At 70.5% G+C, this 15,311-nt stretch carries 16 protein-coding genes and 1 tRNA gene; 5 read left to right on the top strand and 12 right to left on the bottom strand.

The annotated features are described in order from the left end of the window. Positions 1 to 2 precede the first annotated feature (2 nt). The 8 genes from AB0M39_RS11655 to AB0M39_RS11620 all read right to left on the bottom strand — a co-directional run bounded on the left by AB0M39_RS11655 (position 3) and on the right by AB0M39_RS11620 (position 9,240). Positions 3 to 2,258, bottom strand: a complete 2,256-nt coding sequence (locus tag AB0M39_RS11655; protein ID WP_365362786.1) for a glycosyltransferase family 39 protein — start codon at positions 2,256 to 2,258, stop codon at positions 3 to 5. Beyond that, on the bottom strand, positions 2,255 to 3,667 hold the full coding sequence (locus AB0M39_RS11650) for a bifunctional glycosyltransferase family 2/GtrA family protein (RefSeq protein ID WP_365362784.1): 1,413 nt from the start codon (positions 3,665 to 3,667) through the stop codon (positions 2,255 to 2,257). Before AB0M39_RS11650 ends, AB0M39_RS11655 begins: the two co-directional genes overlap by 4 nt. Positions 3,668 to 3,693: 26 nt before the next feature. Then, positions 3,694 to 5,355 carry a HAMP domain-containing sensor histidine kinase gene (locus AB0M39_RS11645; protein WP_365362801.1) on the bottom strand — a complete coding sequence of 554 codons (1,662 nt, stop codon included), beginning with the start codon at positions 5,353 to 5,355 and terminating at the stop codon, positions 3,694 to 3,696. Positions 5,356 to 5,573: 218 nt separating this feature from the next. Further along, positions 5,574 to 6,311, bottom strand: coding sequence for a response regulator transcription factor (locus AB0M39_RS11640; protein ID WP_365362782.1), 738 nt, complete (start codon positions 6,309 to 6,311; stop codon positions 5,574 to 5,576). Between the two features lie 126 nt (positions 6,312 to 6,437). After that, positions 6,438 to 7,301: an amidohydrolase family protein gene (locus AB0M39_RS11635; protein WP_365362799.1), complete on the bottom strand. Its 864-nt coding sequence runs from the start codon at positions 7,299 to 7,301 to the stop codon at positions 6,438 to 6,440. A 91-nt stretch (positions 7,302 to 7,392) separates the two neighbouring features. Then, entirely contained in the window at positions 7,393 to 7,728 is a 336-nt protein-coding gene (locus AB0M39_RS11630) for an antibiotic biosynthesis monooxygenase (protein ID WP_365362780.1), read from the bottom strand. Positions 7,729 to 7,873: 145 nt separating this feature from the next. Further along, on the bottom strand, positions 7,874 to 8,767 hold the full coding sequence (locus tag AB0M39_RS11625; RefSeq protein ID WP_365362778.1) for a DUF2797 domain-containing protein: 894 nt from the start codon (positions 8,765 to 8,767) through the stop codon (positions 7,874 to 7,876). 68 nt (positions 8,768 to 8,835) lie between these two features. Continuing rightward, positions 8,836 to 9,240 (bottom strand): DUF3291 domain-containing protein, encoded by a 405-nt coding sequence (locus AB0M39_RS11620; RefSeq protein WP_365362776.1) that lies wholly within the window; start codon positions 9,238 to 9,240, stop codon positions 8,836 to 8,838. 87 nt (positions 9,241 to 9,327) lie between these two features. Between AB0M39_RS11620 and AB0M39_RS11615 the strand changes: the two genes are divergently transcribed. Then, a complete protein-coding gene (locus AB0M39_RS11615; RefSeq protein WP_365362774.1) occupies positions 9,328 to 9,945 on the top strand; it encodes a MerR family transcriptional regulator in 618 nt (205 codons plus the stop codon). 180 nt (positions 9,946 to 10,125) lie between these two features. After that, the gene (locus AB0M39_RS11610) at positions 10,126 to 10,485 is read left to right on the top strand and encodes a DUF4145 domain-containing protein (protein WP_365362797.1); all 360 of its coding nucleotides are present in this window, start codon (positions 10,126 to 10,128) and stop codon (positions 10,483 to 10,485) included. Between the two features lie 130 nt (positions 10,486 to 10,615). Here the strand turns inward: AB0M39_RS11610 and AB0M39_RS11605 are convergent, their stop codons facing one another. Together AB0M39_RS11605 and AB0M39_RS11600 are read right to left on the bottom strand one after the other, a co-directional pair. Continuing rightward, positions 10,616 to 11,086 (bottom strand): NUDIX domain-containing protein, encoded by a 471-nt coding sequence (locus AB0M39_RS11605; protein ID WP_365362772.1) that lies wholly within the window; start codon positions 11,084 to 11,086, stop codon positions 10,616 to 10,618. Between the two features lie 2 nt (positions 11,087 to 11,088). Then, entirely contained in the window at positions 11,089 to 11,805 is a 717-nt protein-coding gene (locus AB0M39_RS11600) for an XRE family transcriptional regulator (protein WP_365362770.1), read from the bottom strand. 146 nt (positions 11,806 to 11,951) lie between these two features. On the opposite strand from AB0M39_RS11600, the gene AB0M39_RS11595 reads away from it, so the two are divergent. From AB0M39_RS11595 to AB0M39_RS11585, 3 genes are all read left to right on the top strand, one after another. Continuing rightward, positions 11,952 to 12,182, top strand: a complete 231-nt coding sequence (locus tag AB0M39_RS11595) for a hypothetical protein (RefSeq protein WP_365362768.1) — start codon at positions 11,952 to 11,954, stop codon at positions 12,180 to 12,182. A gap of 247 nt (positions 12,183 to 12,429) precedes the next feature. Then, the gene (locus AB0M39_RS11590; RefSeq protein WP_365362766.1) at positions 12,430 to 12,873 is read left to right on the top strand and encodes a hypothetical protein; all 444 of its coding nucleotides are present in this window, start codon (positions 12,430 to 12,432) and stop codon (positions 12,871 to 12,873) included. Positions 12,874 to 12,943: 70 nt separating this feature from the next. After that, positions 12,944 to 13,780 carry a protein kinase gene (locus tag AB0M39_RS11585; protein ID WP_365362764.1) on the top strand — a complete coding sequence of 279 codons (837 nt, stop codon included), beginning with the start codon at positions 12,944 to 12,946 and terminating at the stop codon, positions 13,778 to 13,780. A gap of 144 nt (positions 13,781 to 13,924) precedes the next feature. On the opposite strand, the gene AB0M39_RS11580 is transcribed toward AB0M39_RS11585, so the two are convergent. Further along, the gene (locus AB0M39_RS11580) at positions 13,925 to 14,677 is read right to left on the bottom strand and encodes a PASTA domain-containing protein (protein ID WP_365362762.1); all 753 of its coding nucleotides are present in this window, start codon (positions 14,675 to 14,677) and stop codon (positions 13,925 to 13,927) included. A 360-nt stretch (positions 14,678 to 15,037) separates the two neighbouring features. Continuing rightward, positions 15,038 to 15,110, bottom strand: a tRNA-Arg gene (locus AB0M39_RS11575). Positions 15,111 to 15,311 lie beyond the last annotated feature (201 nt).

Genomic DNA, 15,311 nt, shown 5'->3' with positions numbered 1-15,311 from the left:
AGTTACTTCCGGTCGGTCAGGTCGTAGAGAGTCGTGCCGTCGACGGCGACCTCGGCGAAGGTCGCCTCGACCCAGGCCGTGATGGCGGAGCTGGCGCCGCCGCCGGGCCCGCCGCCCCGGCCGCCGCCTCCGCCCTCGGCGCCGCTCGCGATGAAGTAGTGGATCCGGCCGTCGGCCACGTACTGCTTGAACTGCGCGAGGGTCGGCGACGGGTCGCTGCCGTTGAACCCGCCGATCGCCATGACCGGCTTCTCGGTGGCGAGTTGGTAGCTGGCGGCGTTCTGGGAGCCGATGGCCGCGGCCGCCCAGGTGTAGACGTCGGCGTTCTGCGAGAGCTTGGCCTGGGTCGCGGAGCTGACGCTCGCGCCGTTGAGGAGCCCGCCCATGCCGCCGCCGCGCCACTCGCCCATCTGGCCGCCCTGGCCCCCCGGGCCCCCCGGGCTTCCCTGACCTGCTTGGCCGCCCGGGCCCACGCCGGGGAAGCCGCCGGGCAGCTGACCCTGCTGGCCAGGGCCCGGGCTCTGGCCCAATTGGCCAGGCTGGCCTTGCCCTCGCGGGCCCGGCTGGGCCTGACCCTGCTGCCCCGGGGGCTGCATCCGCCCGCCGCCACCGCCGGCACCCGGCCCACCGCCCAACCCACCGCCCGGCTGCCCGCCGGGCATCATCCCGCGCCCGCCCGACACCGTCGGACCCGCCGTCACGATCGACCCCGCGTGCCCCTCGCTCACCGTCGTGAGGGTGTACGCCAACGGCCCCGCCAGCGACGCCGCCAGCCCCAGCCCGGCCGCGCCCAGCGCCAGTCGACGCCCGCCCCGGCCCGCGAACAGCAGCCCCGCGGCCGCCGCGAGACCGCCGGCCAGCACCGCCCAGCGCAGCCACGGCAGATAGTCCGCGCTCCGGCCCAGCAGCGTGTACGACCAGTACGCCGTCACCGCGACCGTGCCCGCGAGAGCCGCCGAGCCGATCAGCTTCGTACGCTCCTCCCACAGCATCGTGCTGCCCATGCCGACGAGCGCGGCGATGTACGGCGCCAGCGCCACCGTGTAGTACTCGTGGAAGATCCCGGCCATGAAGCTGAAGACCGCCGCGGTCGCCAGCAGCGAGCCGCCCCAGACGAGGAAGGCGGCGCGCGCCGTGTCCGTCCGCTTCCCGGGCTCTCCACCCTGGGCGCCGCCCCCGGTGCCCGAGGTGCCCCCGGCGCCCCAGGTGAGCACGAGCCCCGCGACGAGCAGCAGCAGCGCGGCGGGCAGCAGCCAGGAGATCTGGCCGCCGATGTTCGCGCTGAACAGCCGGTCGACGCCGGTCTCGCCCCAGCCGCCGCCACGGCCCCCGCCGCCACCGCCGACGCTTCCCGTCTCGTTGCCGTTGATCCGGCCGAGGCCGTTGTAGCCGAAGGTCAGCTCCAGGAAGCTGTTGTTCTGGGAGCCGCCGATGTACGGGCGCGAGTCCGCCGGCCACAGTTCGACGACGGCTGCCCACCAGCCGCCCGCGACGAGCACGACCAGGCCGGAGAGCAGGAGTTGGCCGAGCCGCCTGCGCAGGGTCGTCGGCGCGCAGACCGCGTAGACCAGCGCCAGCGGCGGCAGGATCAGAAACGCCTGAAGGGTCTTGGTCAAGAACGCGAACCCGATCGCCACGCCCGCCCACACCAGCCACTTCGTCCGCGCGCCCTCGAGGGCGCGCAGCACGCAGTACACGGTGACGGTCATCAGCAGCGCGAGCAGCGCGTCCGGGTTGTTGAAGCGGAACATCAGCGCCGCGACCGGCGTCAGCGCCAGCGCCGCGCCCGCGATGAGCCCGGCGGCGGGCGTGAAGCGGCGGCGCACGGCCGCGTACAGCACGCCGACCGTCGCGACGCCCATCAGCACCTCGGGCAGCAGGATCTGCCACGAGCCGAGGCCGAACAGCCGCACGGACAGGGCCATCGGCCAGAGCGCGGCCGGGGGCTTGTCGACGGTGATGGAGTTGGCCGCGTCGGACGAGCCGAAGAAGAACGCCTTCCAGCTCTCGCTGCCGGCCTGGGCGGCCGCGGAGTAGAAGGAGTTGGCGTAGCCGGAGGCGTCGAGGTCGTAGACGTAGAGCAGCGCGGTGGCCAGGAGGAGGGCGAGGAAGGCGGGGCGCACCCAGGGGGCGTCGGCCTCCCGCCCGCGCCAGAGCCGGGCGAGCGGTCCGGCGCCAGCCCGGACGCGGCCGGGCTGGGCGGGCCGGGCGGGCTGGCCGGGGGCGAGGCCGCCGTGGGGGTGGAGCGTCGTGGTCATCGGTCGGTCCTCACGTTCTGGGCGTCGAGCGGGTACGGCGGGGAGGGCGGGTTCTGCGGCGAGTGCGGGCCCTGGGGGTCCTGCGCCTGTGGTGCCTGTAGTGCCCGTGGCACCTGCGGTGTCCGTGGTGTCTGCGACCGTGCGTGGCGCGGGTGGCGCGGGTGGTCGTGTCGGCGGTCCGGGAACACCCACGCCCTGAAGAGCAGGAACCGCAGCACCGTCGCCGCCAGGTTCGCCACGATGAGCACGGCCAGCTCGGTCCCGTGCGACGGGCTCCCGGCCGCCGCGTCCAGAGCCGCCAGCGAACCGCTGGTCAGCGCGAGGCCGACGCCGAAGACGACCAGTCCCTGCGCCTGATGGCGCACCGCGCGCTCCCGGCCCCGTACCCCGAACGTGAGCCGCCGGTTCGCCGCCGTGTTCGCTATGGCGGACAGCAACAGCGCGCCCGCGTTGGCGATCTGGGCCCCCGCCCCGACCCGGAAGCCGGAGTACAGCAGCAGATAGAGCAGCGTGGAGAGCGCGCCCACCGCGCAGAACCCGACCAGCTGACGGGCCAGTCCGCCCGGCACCCCGCTGAGCTGCCGGTCTCTCGGGTCGTCGCCGAAGGGCCGGGCGAGCCGGTCCAGCGGGAGCGCGCCGACCGCCAGCGCCCGCCCGACCCGCCAGACGCCCTTGAGGTCCTCCGTGGCCGTGCTCACGATGTGCACGGTGGAGTCGGGGTCGTCGACCCAGTCCACCGGCACCTCGTGGATGCGCAGCCCGGCGCGTTCGGCGAGGACGAGCAGCTCGGTGTCGAAGAACCAGCCGGTGTCCTCGACCATCGGCAGCAGGCGTTCGGCGACCTCCCGCCGGATGGCCTTGAACCCGCACTGGGCGTCGGAGAAGCGCGCGGCGAGCGAGCCGCGCAGGATCAGGTTGTACGCCCGCGAGACGAACTCCCGCTTCGCGCCCCGCACCACCCGCGACGAGCGTGCGAGCCGCGAGCCGATCGCCAGGTCCGAGTGCCCGGAGATCAGCGGAGCGACCAGCGGCAGCAGGGCGTTGAGGTCGGTGGAGAGGTCCACGTCCATGTAGGCGAGGACGGGCGCGTCGGAGTACGACCACACGGTCCTCAGCGCCCTCCCCCGCCCCTTCTCCTCCAGGCGGCACGCCCGTACCTCGGGAATCGTGCGGTGGAGGCGGGCGGCGACCTGGGGGGTGGCGTCGGTGCTGGCGTTGTCCGCGATCGTGATCCGGAAGCGGTACGGGAAGGTGCGCGCGAGGTGGTCGTGGAGCCGCAGCACGCACCGCTCGAGGTCGTCCTCCTCGTTGTAGACCGGGATCACCACGTCGAGTACGGGCAGTTCGGCCGTGTCGGCGAGCAGATGCTCCCGGGCCGGCAGGGTCCCCGTTGGGGCGTCGGTTCGCATGCTCCCGACACTCGACGGGGGCGCTGTCACGGCTGTGTGATCAGCCTGTGGCCCGTCTGTGAGTCGTAAGCGGAGTCGTAAGCGGAGCCGTTTGCGGAGCCGTGCGCGGAGCCGTGCGCGGAGCCGTACGCGGCCGGTGGCGCGGTCGCGGCGGTCCCGTCGTAGGGCAGCTCCACGCGGAAGACGGTGTGCCCCGGCCGCGAGCGCACGCTCGCCTGGCCGCCGTGGGCGGTGACGATCGCCTGTACGAGCGCGAGTCCGAGGCCGGTGGACCCGGCGTGCCGCGATCGGGACGCGTCGCCGCGCGCGAACCGCTCGAAGATATGGGGGAGCAGCTCGGGCGGGACGCCCGGCCCGTCGTCCTCGACCTCCAGGACCACGGCGCCCCCGGCGCCCGGGGCTCCCGAGCAGCCCGGGACCGCCGCGCCGCCGACCACCGTGTCGTCGGCCCCCGGACTCTCCGGGACCGCCTCGCCGCCGCACCGCACCCGGGCCGTGACGGTGGTCCCGGGCGGGGTGTGGTTGCGTGCGTTGGCCAGCAGGTTGACGAGCACCTGCTGGAGCCGGGGCGCGTCCGCCCGTACGGTCGCCGGCTCGTCGGGCAGCTCAAGGCGCCACGCATGGTCCTGGCCGGCCGCCCGCGCGTCGCTGACCGCGTCCACGACGAGCGGCGAGAGATCAGTGCTCTCGTACGAGAGCGGGCGTCCGGCGTCCAGCCGCGCGAGCAGCAGCAAGTCCTCCACCAGGCCCGTCATCCGGGTCGCCTCGGCCTCGATCCTCCTCAGCGCATGCCGGGTGTCCGGGCCGACCTCGTCCCGCCCGCGCCGCGTCAGCTCGGCGTACCCGCGGATCGACGCCAGCGGCGTACGCAGCTCATGGCTGGCGTCCGCGACGAACTGCCGTACCCGCGTCTCGCTGGCCTGCCGCGCGTGCAGCGCCGAGTGCACATGGTCGAGCATGCGGTTGAGCGCAGCGCCGACCTGTCCGATCTCGGTGCGCGGATCGGCCTCGGCCTCCGGGACGCGTTCGTGCAGGGCCACCTCGCCGCGGTGGAGGGGGAGTTCGGAGACCCGGGTCGCGGTCGTCGCGACCCGCCGCAGCGGCCGCAGCGCCACCCCGACCAGGGAGGCGCCCGCGATTCCGGCGGCGATCAGCCCCGCGCCGGTGACGCTGACCTCGACCACCACGAGCGTGCTCAGCGACTTCTGCACCTCGCTGGTCGGAAGGCCGACGAGGAAGGCGCCGCGCCCGCCCTCGACGTACACGACCCGGTAGTCGCCCAGGCCAGGCAGCTCGACGGTGTGCACCTCGCGGTCGCGCGGCACGGCGGCCAGAGCCGCGCTCTGCGCCTCGGTGAGCTTGGTCTGCTGCGGCTCGGTCCCCTCCGCCCCCGGGTAGGTGCTCGCGACGGCCGGGCCCAGCGCGCCGTCCTCGTCGAGGAGCGCGCCCACGCTGCCGACGGGCGTGCCGCCGGTGACGAATCCGAGCAGCCCCTTGTCGGGCACGTCCTTGGGCGCCCGCCCGAGGGGGGCACCCGGCGGCCCGGCCGCGCGCATCGCGACCGTCTCCAGCTGCTCGTCGAGCTGTCCGTACAGGTACGTACGGAACGCGATCGTCGTGACCGTGCCGATCACCGCGGCGACGACGGCGATCAGCGCGACGGCGGAGACGACGAGCCGGCTCCGCAGCGACCGCGATCTCCAGCGGCGCCGCCCGCGCCGCCCCCGGACATCGCCGCCCTGCCCGTCCCCGTCCGCGTCTCCGCCCGCGTCCCCGTTCCCGTCTCTGTCCCCGCCTCCGCGCTCGCTATAGCGGCCGCGCTCGCCATAGCTGCCATGCTCGCTATAGCGGCCGTGTTCGCCACGCCGACCGTGCCCCTTTGCGGTGCGCCGACCGCTCACCGCGCCTACTCCCCGGGCTTGATCAGATATCCGGCACCGCGCCGGGTGTGGATCATCGGCGACCGCCCCACGTCGATCTTCTTGCGGAGATACGAGACATACAGCTCGACCACGTTCGCCTGGCCGCCGAAGTCGTAGCTCCAGACCCGGTCCAGGATCTGCGCCTTGGACAGCACGCGCCGCGGATTGCGCATGAGAAAGCGCAGCAGCTCGAACTCCGTCGCCGTCAGATGGATGGACTCGCCGCCCCGGGCGACCTCATGGCTGTCCTCGTCGAGGGTCAGGTCGCCGACGAGGAGCAGCGACTCGCTGCGCACCGCCGCCGTCCCGGACCGCCGGATCAGCCCACGCAGCCGGGCCACGACCTCCTCCAGCGAGAAGGGCTTGGTGACGTAGTCGTCGCCGCCGGCCGTCAGCCCGGCGATCCGGTCCTCGACCGCGTCCCGCGCGGTCAGGAAGAGCACGGGGACGTCGGGCAGTTCGCGCCGCAGCCGCCCCAGGACGGCGAGCCCGTCCATGTCGGGGAGCATCATGTCGAGCACCACCGCGTCGGGCCGCAGCTCGCGCGCCGCGCGCACCGCGCCCTCGCCGTCCCCCGCGCTGCGCACCTCCCACCCCTCATAGCGCAGGGCCATGGACAGCAGTTCGCTCAGCGCCGCCTCGTCGTCCACGACGAGGACCCGGACGGGGCTTCCGTCCAGCCTGAGCAGTTCGGTACGCCCTTGGGGCGAGGTCGTGGTCATGCCCGTACCCTGCGACCCCGCTCTGAGAGGGTTCTTGCGCGTACCTGTGAATTCCCTGAGAAACCCGTCGGCGAGAGAACCGGCCGACGAGACCGGGCATGCGGCGGGACCGGTCGGCGAGACCGGTCAGGCGGCGGGCAAGGCGAACAGCCTGGCGCCGTTGTCATGGCACACGGCCCGCAGCCAGTCGTCCCCGAGCCCGAGCCTCTCCAGCGCGTGGAGCTGATGGACGTACGGGTAGGGGATGTTCGGGAAGTCGGTCCCGAGCAGAATCCGGTCCCCCAGGTCCAGCAGTCGCGACCGCTCCTGCTCCGGGAAGGGCATGAGGCGCTCGCTGAAGTCCGTGAACGCCATAGTCGTATCGAGCATCACGTCTCTATGGCGTTCGGCGAGGTCGAGGAAGTCGGCGTACTCGGGCATCCCCAAGTGCGCGACGATCAGCCGCAGTCGCGGATGGCGCGCGAGCAGCCGGCCGACCGGCTCGGGTCCCGTGTGCTTGCCGGGCTGGGGGCCCGACCCGCAGTGCATGACGACCGGGATCCGGGCCTCGGCGAGCAGCCCCCACACGGGGTCGAGACGGTCGTCGTTCGGGTCGTACGCCCCCACCTGCACATGCGCCTTGAAGACGCGCGCGCCGCTCTCGACGGCCTCGCGGACATAGCGCTCGACGCCGTCCTCGGGGAAGAGCGTCGCGGTCCGCAGGCACCCCGGCGTACGCCGCGCGAAGTCGGCGCCCCACTCGGTCAGCCACTCGGCCATCTGGGCCTTGTGGGGGTAGAGCATCGAGGTGAAGGCCAGCACCCCGAACTCCCGCAGCAGGGCGACTCGTCGCTCTTCCTCGTGCCTATAGGCGATCGGCCACTCCACGCCGGTGAGCGGCTCTATGGCGTCGAAGTACGCCCAGACCTTCTTGAGGACGCGCTCGGGCATGAAGTGCGTGTGGACGTCGACGAGCCCGGGAAGCCCGAGGCGGCCCCAGAACGCCCGCACGTCCGCCGACTCGTCCGCAGACGCCGAAGCCGACCCGGACGCAGAGGCCGCCTCGGCCCCTGCCTCGGCGGCCACCTCGCCCCCCGCCTCCTCAGTCGCGCACAAACCCGTAGCTCCGCTCCACCTTGGCGACATGGACGCTATAGCTGTCGTACCACTCGGCCCGCCCACGACCCTGAGCCGTCCGGTGCTCCATGTTCCGCTTCCAGGCGGCGATGGACTCCGCGTCTCGGAAGTACCCGATGGTGATGCCGAGTCCGCCAGGAGTACGGGCCGACTCCTGTCCGAGGAAGCCGGGCACCTCCTGGACGAGTTCGTCCATCCGCTGGGCGGTCTCGTCGTACCCCTCGGGGGCGTCGGCGCGGACGGAGGTGAAGACAACGGTGTAGTAAGGCGGTTCGAAGGCGGCGACCGGTTTGATGTTCATGCCAACCACTTTCCGTGCCCGGTCAGCGCGGTGTCCACCCTCATTGCCGTAAGTGATCCAAACAGGATCCATTACTTGACCTTCGCGTCGAAGCCAGGGCCCGCGAGCTGCGCCCCGACCGGAGGTCGGCCGGGTCGGCGCCCGGTCAGAAGAGCCCGTCCTGAACCGTCTTCTCCCCGGCCTCGCCGACGTCGACGAGGGGCACGGTCACCACGGCCTTCGGGTTCGCCCCGACGAGCCCCCAGCCGGCCAGCAGCCGGGTGTCGAGGACGATCAGCCCGCCGTCCCCGGTCCGCAGATGCAGATCGGGCCCGGCGGCGGCGACCAGCCGCCCCGCGACCACCCCACCGTCCATCAGCTCGCGCACCGCCCCGGTCGCGGCCGGCAGCCCGCCCACGCCGTCCAGCCCGTCCAGCCCGAACGTCTGCCCATGGTCGACGGCCTCGAACTCAAGCCGCTCCAACGTCTCGGCCCACCCTTCGAGCCCCATTGCCCGCCGGTGCAGCGCCTCGATCTCCGCGGCCCGCTCCCCGGCGTCGGGCAGACCGGAGCGCACGGCGCGCTTGGCGGCGTACGGAATCCGGTCGGGCACCCCCAGCGCCGTACGGAGCAGCTCCTCGGTCCGTCGCGCCGCCATCAGCGGCCCCCGCCCGAGCCAGGTGAAGGCGACGGCCCCCTGCTCCAGCAGCCGCGCGGCCCCGCGCCCCTCGCCGGTGATCCCGACCTTGACCATCCCCGGCCCGAACCAGGCGAGATACACGCGGTACGGGCGGGGGTCGTCGGCCATGGTGTCCGCGGCCACGGAGTGCGCCCGCTCCAGCCGCGCGCACTCCGGGCAACGCGCCTGCGTCGCGCGCCCCGCGACCACCGCCTGGAGGGGGCAGTCGTTCCCGCGCGCCCCGACGCAGCGGCGCTCGCCCTCGGCCCGGAAGCCGAGCTCCTTGCCCCGGGTGAGCGGACTGACGCGTCCCCCCTCCCACGCCAGCACAGGCATCCGCGTCCCCTGCGGCCAACTGATTCCGGCACACCGCCACGCCATACAGACCTCCGCCCGAAAACGGGGAGGCTACCGGAGGGCGCCGACAGCGGACGCCGCTCTGGCGATCCTCACCCGGCGTCGCTGCGCGCCTGTTCGACGAGCCGGCGCCGCGCATCGTCCCAGTCGATCGGGAGCTGCTCGACGGGCGTCTCCCAGAAGGTGAAGGTCGAGCTGCGCATGGTCTCCCGCAGCCCGCTCATGATCCCGCGGTGCGGCTCGGCCCTCGCGTACGCGTAGAGGGCGTCCCGGCTCTCCCACGCCGAAAGAGTGAAGAACGTGCGCTTCGTCGGCTGGGCGATCAGGGACGCGCCCAGCGCCCCCGGCGCGGACCGCACCTGCCGCCACGCCGCGAGCGACTTCACGAAGAACCTCGGCACGTCCTTGAGGGACCGCACCTCGAAGCGGGACGCCATGACGAACGCCTGTGTCTGAGGGGGAGCTGGATTCGGAGTGACCCAGGGAAGTGTCGGCACCGTTCTCTCCTCGCCTTCATAAATGGGCAGTGACACTATCCATATTAGAGAGTGACACTCTCTAATAGCTAGAGCAGAGGGAGAACGGTGCGCATATCCGAGCTGAGCCGCCGCAGCGGGGTGCCGATCACGACGATCAAGCACTACCTCCGGGAGGGCCTCCTCCCGCCCGGCCGGCCCACTGCCGCGACCCAGGCCGAGTACACCGAGGCCCATCTGCGCCGCCTCCGCCTGATCCGCGCCCTCATCGGCGTCCGAGGACTGTCGACCAAAGCCGCCCGCGAGGTGCTCGCCGCCGTCTCCGAGCACGAGGCGGACACCCACCAGATCCTCGGCCTGGTCCTCGGCGCCCGCCCGACGTCCACGACCGAGCCCGCCGCCCGCCCAGGCGCCGCCGAGACCGACGCGCTGCTGTCGGAGATGGGCTGGGAGGTCTCCCCCCACGCCCCGGCCAGGGCCGTCGTCGCCCAGACTCTGGAGACCCTGCGCACCCTCGGCGTGGAGTACGACTGGCGCTCCCTCATCCCGTACGCCGCCCTCGCCGAGCGCACGGCCACCCTCGACCTCGACCAACTGAACGCCACCGCAGACCCCCTGGAGCAGGCCGAACGCGCCGTCCTGCTGACCGTCCTCCTGGAGCCCGCCCTGCTGGCGCTACGCCGCCTCGCCCAAGAGGACGAGTCAGCGAAGAGATACGGGGGTTGACCCGACACGCCTCCGCGGCCGGCCCCGCAGCTACGGGCGGCGACCGCCGGGCAACGCGAACGGCCCCCGGATCTCTCCGGGGGCCTTTCGATGTTGTGCACTCGGCAGGATTCGAACCTGCAACCTTCTGATCCGTAGGATCGGGAGGACTGTTGGGCGCGGTCTCCGCCTTCTTCCCGGCTGATCGCTGACAATCGTGATCAACGATCTGTCGAGGCATCCGCGAAGGAGAAGGGTGTCACCAACGGGTGCCTGATTGCGAAGATCGATGAGCTCTACAAACTGGGGCTACTACGTGGGCACATCAAGGAAGCGGCACGCGAAGTGCGATTCGGCGGAAATGAGGTGGCCCACGGCGATCTCATTCCAGTTGATCACGAGGCGGCCGAAGAGATATTGACGCTCATGGATGAGGTGCTGAACGAGCTGTTTCAGTCCCCGGCTCGCGTGGCACGGGCCCGTCAGCGGCGCCTAGAACGGTCCCAAGGAGTCACCGAGTCGGTGAACGCCACAACACCAGAAGGACCGCCGAGCACCTGAGCTCCTGACGCAGTGCTCACGGCGAGGCCCTGCGGATAATCGCAACAGCTCAGCGGTGCATTGCTCCACAAGGAAAATCGCCTGCCACGACGCCCAGGCCCCTCTCCTCATGCGGGTGCCACAGGTTCGATCAGCCAAGGTAGGGCCGCTCACGGTGCTCCACAAAGTGCCGGATCCGAAGCCGCTGCGTGTGGTGCATAGGCAGCTGATCAATTTCCTCCGGCCTGACGAACCGCAGCTCCGTGGACTCGTCCGAGATCGCAAGCCGGCCCCCAACCACACGGGCGGTGAAGCAGACGTTGAACTGTCGGCGCACCTCGCCGTCCGAGTAGGCGATCACATGGCGAGGGTCGGTGTACGTGCCCACGAGACCGGTGATCTCCACGTCCAGGCCCGTTTCCTCCTTCACCTCGCGGACGGCCGTTCCCGGAAGTGAGTCGGTCATCTCCATACCGCCACCAGGTAGCGCCCAGAGATCGTTGTCCCGCCGGCGCTGCAGGAGAATGCGTCCTTCGTCGTCGGTAACCACAGCGGACGCGGCGACCACCAAGCTGTTCGGTTCAGGTGCCGCTGGGTCGTCGTAGTACTCGGTCCGTGCCATCGTCACCCTTCCCTTACCGGCGTCGCGGTCTCCCATACCGCGTCGAAGCTGCTGGCGTAGGTGTCGAACATGCCGCCCTCTCCGCTGCGCCGAAGATGCCACACGGGAGCGCCGTAGGCGTTCACGCCCCAGACATGGGCATTGACCATCGCCTGGTCATCCGCACGGTAGATCGAGTTGTAGAGCGTGGTGGCATGGGTCCGCACCTCGATGCCAGGTACCCCGGCAAGCGGGCGGTAGTGCATGAGTGCGAGTCGGCATCGGGACTCGATCCCGTGGCCGAACCTCTCTTCCTCGCCGCGCTGTTGGACAATCGGGCTGCCGGGGTCGCCGATCGCGATACGGATCGCACATCCGTCGGCAGCGCGCTCTCGCAGCAAGTCGTTGAGCCGCGGGTACGCCTCGTGCAGGAAGACGGCCGCGTACACCAACACGTCGATGCGCTCGCGGGCCTGGGTCAGCATGTCCACGAACGTGGACACGGGGATATCCGCCCGCTGGTCGTAGAGAGCCACAAGTTCTGGACTGACAGCGCGGGCAGGGCGAGCCTGCCGGAGCGCGGGCCATAGAGCGTGCACGTCTTCTTCTAGCGTTTCCGCTGCCAGCATGGCCGTTGCACGACGCGGCGTTCGCCCCTGATTGACCCATCGCTCGATCGACTTGGGATCGACTTCGACCTTGTTCGCGAGGGCGCTATACGTCCAGCCGCCGGCTGCCATAGCAACTCGTAACCTCTCGTTCGGCAACCCAATCTCTCCTAACACCAGGGGACGGCACTAGGGACGTTCTACCCGACGCGGGACGTCCCGAAGTGGGGTTTGTCCGAGGTTCCGACGTCCTGATGGGCGGCAGGATGCTCGTTCGCATGGCGAGCAACCAGCAGACCAGACCAGGCATCGGTGAACTGGCGAAGGACATCGGCAGTGGACGTATCGGCGTCGTCATGGGTGAGGTCGGCGCCCGGGTGCAGATAAGGCCCGTCGGTGGCGGCGTCGAGTGGGACGCCAGGCCGGACAACGTGGTGGCGCCGACTGCGCGGGAGGAACTGACCGCCCGCCTGGCCGTCAAGAACGGCAACAGCCGGAACGGCCTGTGATGCGCGCCATCGGCCGGTGCACCGGGGTCCTTTTCATCATCGTGATCAGCGGATCGTGTGGCCTGGCAATCGGCATGGCCCTCGGTACCAGCCAGTAGACCGGTCGCCCCGAACGGGGTGCCACTTTCCCTGGCTCGCCCTTCCCCGTTCGAGGTCGGCCTTCCATCCCCCGGTCGCTATAGGCGGCGCCTCGGCGACCGATGCGGGCGCAAGTGCCAGAGCACAGCGACACACAAGGAGTACTCGTATGACGGCAACGGCCAATGACCAGAAGACCGGTCGCGCGGTGGCTGGTGAGGAATTGTTCGACAGCCTCACCCACTTCGTGATCGTCCACGACCGGCAGTCCCGCGAGCAGGCCGAGCGCATCGCAGACCAGGCGGTGGCCTTCGTGGTCGCCGCCGCGACCGCCACCGTCCCCATGGTCCCGTCGGACGAAGTGGACCTCGGTCTGCACGCGCTCATCCTGCACACGAAGGAGTACGCCGCTCTCTGCGACCGGTACGCAGGCCGCTTCCTCCACCACAATCCCACGCCGGGCGGAGGGCCCCGTGACCCGAAGAGGGTCGCCGCCTCCGCGCACGCGATGAAGGCGGCCGGGTTCATGGTCTTCGACGACCTCTGGACCATGGACGGCACAAACCTCGCGCAGTGCGACTCGGACTGCGGCCGTCCGTACGGTCAGGCGTAGCGACACGACACCAGCGGCGCGGCCGGCTTCGATACGGAGTCGGCCGTGTTGCCCGGAAGGAGAACAGACGTTGTCCGGGACAACCCCTGAACTGCCGATCGTCGTGCGCGACGCGCTCATGCCCAAGGCTCAGCGCTTGGTCGTCAATCGCCGGGGCTCAACGGTCTGGGAGGTCGAGAGCCGTCGGGGGCGGTACGCCGTGAAGGTCGGTCGTCCGATCGAGGCCACCGCCGACTGGCCCGCCCAGCCCTGGACGGCGCTCGCTCCCGCCCGTGAGGGGGCCGTGCTGCATCGCCTCGGCCGCGACGACATCGCGTACGGCGTGTGGAAACACGGGACGTGGAACTTCCAGCAATGGCGCAACGGGCCGGACCTGTACCGACTCTGGGAGCCCTGCCGTAAGCAGGACTCACCCGTCGAACCGCACGTCAGCGCGGCCTTGGGCTGTGTCGAGGCGCTGGCCGAACTCCATGCCAAGGGCTGGGCCCATGGTGACGTACAGCCCGCTCACTTCATCATCGGGCCGGAGCGGACACATCTCATCGACCTCGCCCTTGCCGGAGGCGGACATGTGCCCGGGTGGTACGACTTCCCATTCCGCGGCTGCCTCGTCCACTACGAGGCACCGGAGATCGCGCGGAGCGTGCTCGACACGGGAGAAGCCGAGCCGACGCCGGAGGCGGACGTCTACGCGCTCGGCGCGTCCCTGCTCATCTCCGCGACCGGCTGGCGGGCGGTCGAGTATCCGGACGACGCCCCCCGCCCGGTCCAGAGGGAGGCGGTGGCGAACGGCAGTCGACGTCCCGTCAAGGTGCCCGGTGAACTGGGCACGTTGATCAGCGCAATGCTCAGCCACGCTCCGGAGGACCGGCCCACCGTCTACGAAGTGGGCAAGGCCCTGAGCTGACTCCCGAACCCAAGGAGCCGGACCACCCGTCAGCCTGGACAGCACTCCGGGTGGTCGGGCGCGGATCCCTGATCAGGACCCCGACGCCAAGACACCGCCTATGAGGGCCCGCACCGAAGCAACTCTGGCGCGGGCCCTTGCGCACTACCGGCAGCCCCCTGGCGGACACGGGTTGTAGCAACCGCCAGGCGGGCAACCACCCTTGTCTCCGGGGTAGTAGTCCTCCTCGCTGCTGCCACTGTCCCCACTGCTGCCGTCGTCTTCCGACCGTCCATCGTCGGGGTCGACGTAGTCCGGATCGTTCGTGGGGTCCTTGTAAAGCCCCTTCGACGACGGACACGCCTCGCCGTTCTCCACGGTGTGCAGGGTGACATCTGGTTCATACGGCAGGGCAGTTCCAGCCTTGACGCTCTGGAAACACACCTTCCAGTTCGCGTAGTCACCGTCTTCGTTATCCGTGTCGTAGGCTGCCTCGTCCTCGTAGGCAGCCGCGATGGCTACGTGACCGACGGCATTCCCCAGTTTCTCCACTGCCTCGGCGTACGTGATGCCCTTCACGTTCGGCATCTCGGGCCAGGGAATGCGCCAGCCATCCTTTTCCGGGCACGGCGCCCCGTCCGGCACGGCAGCGAAGTCGACCTTGCTCAAGGTCGCTTTCTCGAAGCACACCGTCCAGCCCCCGCCTGGAGCCTCGTCCTGATTGCTGGCGTCGTGGACCGCAACGCTCAGCCCGCTCTGCCGTGCTCGCTCCGAGGCGCTGTCGACGCTCTTCCCGACCTGGCTCCCAGCCGGGCTCGGAGTGGCCGTGACGGTGACCGTCACACCCGGCGCCGATGCCTCGTCCTCACAGTCGTCGCCACAAGAGCTGAGCAGCATGAGGAGCAGCACCACGGCCAAAGCGCTTACTCCGCCGAACCATCCCTTTTCACCCCTAGTCATTGCCAATGCGGTGATACCCCCCTGGTTCGCACGATCGATCCCCGGGAGCCCCACCGGGGTGCGGGACTGCTGCCCGGCCAAGGAATCCGCCAGAAGGACGGCATGCGCACGTCACCTTCAGCCAGCGCCAGGCCACACTGATCCGCGCATATCGGGTTCTATCGGAACGAGAGGGGTGATGGCAACAGATGGGACGAAAGACGATGGTCTGCGCGCTTGCCCTGTCACCGTGCGATCCACAGCTGCCGTCACAGCACTACCGCCAAAGAAAAAAGCCAGAGGCCCTGTGGACTGATCCACAGGGCCTCTGGCCTGTTGTGCACTCGGCAGGATTCGAACCTGCAACCTTCTGATCCGTAGTCAGATGCTCTATCCGTTAAGCTACGAGTGCTTGGCGTTCCGGGCTTTTCTGCCTGGTCGGCGTTGCGGGAACAACATTACATGACCTGCGCCGTCAGGCGAAATCCATTAGCCGCACCCTCTCTGACCTGCGAAAACACCGCAGATGGCCCTGGCTGTACGCCTCCAGGGAAGACCCCTCGGAGGAGACGCCTCCACAGAAGCCGGCGCCAGAGAACGACCGGTGTTGATC

Source organism: Streptomyces sp. NPDC051907, assembly GCF_040681075.1.
GTDB lineage: Bacteria > Actinomycetota > Actinomycetes > Streptomycetales > Streptomycetaceae > Streptomyces.
The sequence above is the reverse complement of the archived record's forward strand: the minus strand, read 5'-3'. Positions and strand labels throughout refer to the sequence as shown.

Excerpts from the sequence above, each read along its gene's own strand:
- AB0M39_RS11655 (WP_365362786.1), bottom strand. The coding sequence starts at position 2,258 with ATGACCACGACGCTCCACCCCCACGGCGGCCTCGCCCCCGGCCAGCCC.
- AB0M39_RS11650 (WP_365362784.1), bottom strand. The coding sequence starts at position 3,667 with ATGCGAACCGACGCCCCAACGGGGACCCTGCCGGCCCGGGAGCATCTG.
- AB0M39_RS11640 (WP_365362782.1), bottom strand. The coding sequence starts at position 6,311 with ATGACCACGACCTCGCCCCAAGGGCGTACCGAACTGCTCAGGCTGGAC.
- AB0M39_RS11630 (WP_365362780.1), bottom strand. The coding sequence starts at position 7,728 with ATGAACATCAAACCGGTCGCCGCCTTCGAACCGCCTTACTACACCGTT.
- AB0M39_RS11625 (WP_365362778.1), bottom strand. The coding sequence starts at position 8,767 with ATGGCGTGGCGGTGTGCCGGAATCAGTTGGCCGCAGGGGACGCGGATG.
- AB0M39_RS11605 (WP_365362772.1), bottom strand. The coding sequence starts at position 11,086 with ATGGCACGGACCGAGTACTACGACGACCCAGCGGCACCTGAACCGAAC.
- AB0M39_RS11600 (WP_365362770.1), bottom strand. The coding sequence starts at position 11,805 with ATGGCAGCCGGCGGCTGGACGTATAGCGCCCTCGCGAACAAGGTCGAA.
- AB0M39_RS11595 (WP_365362768.1), top strand. The coding sequence starts at position 11,952 with ATGGCGAGCAACCAGCAGACCAGACCAGGCATCGGTGAACTGGCGAAG.
- AB0M39_RS11590 (WP_365362766.1), top strand. The coding sequence starts at position 12,430 with ATGACGGCAACGGCCAATGACCAGAAGACCGGTCGCGCGGTGGCTGGT.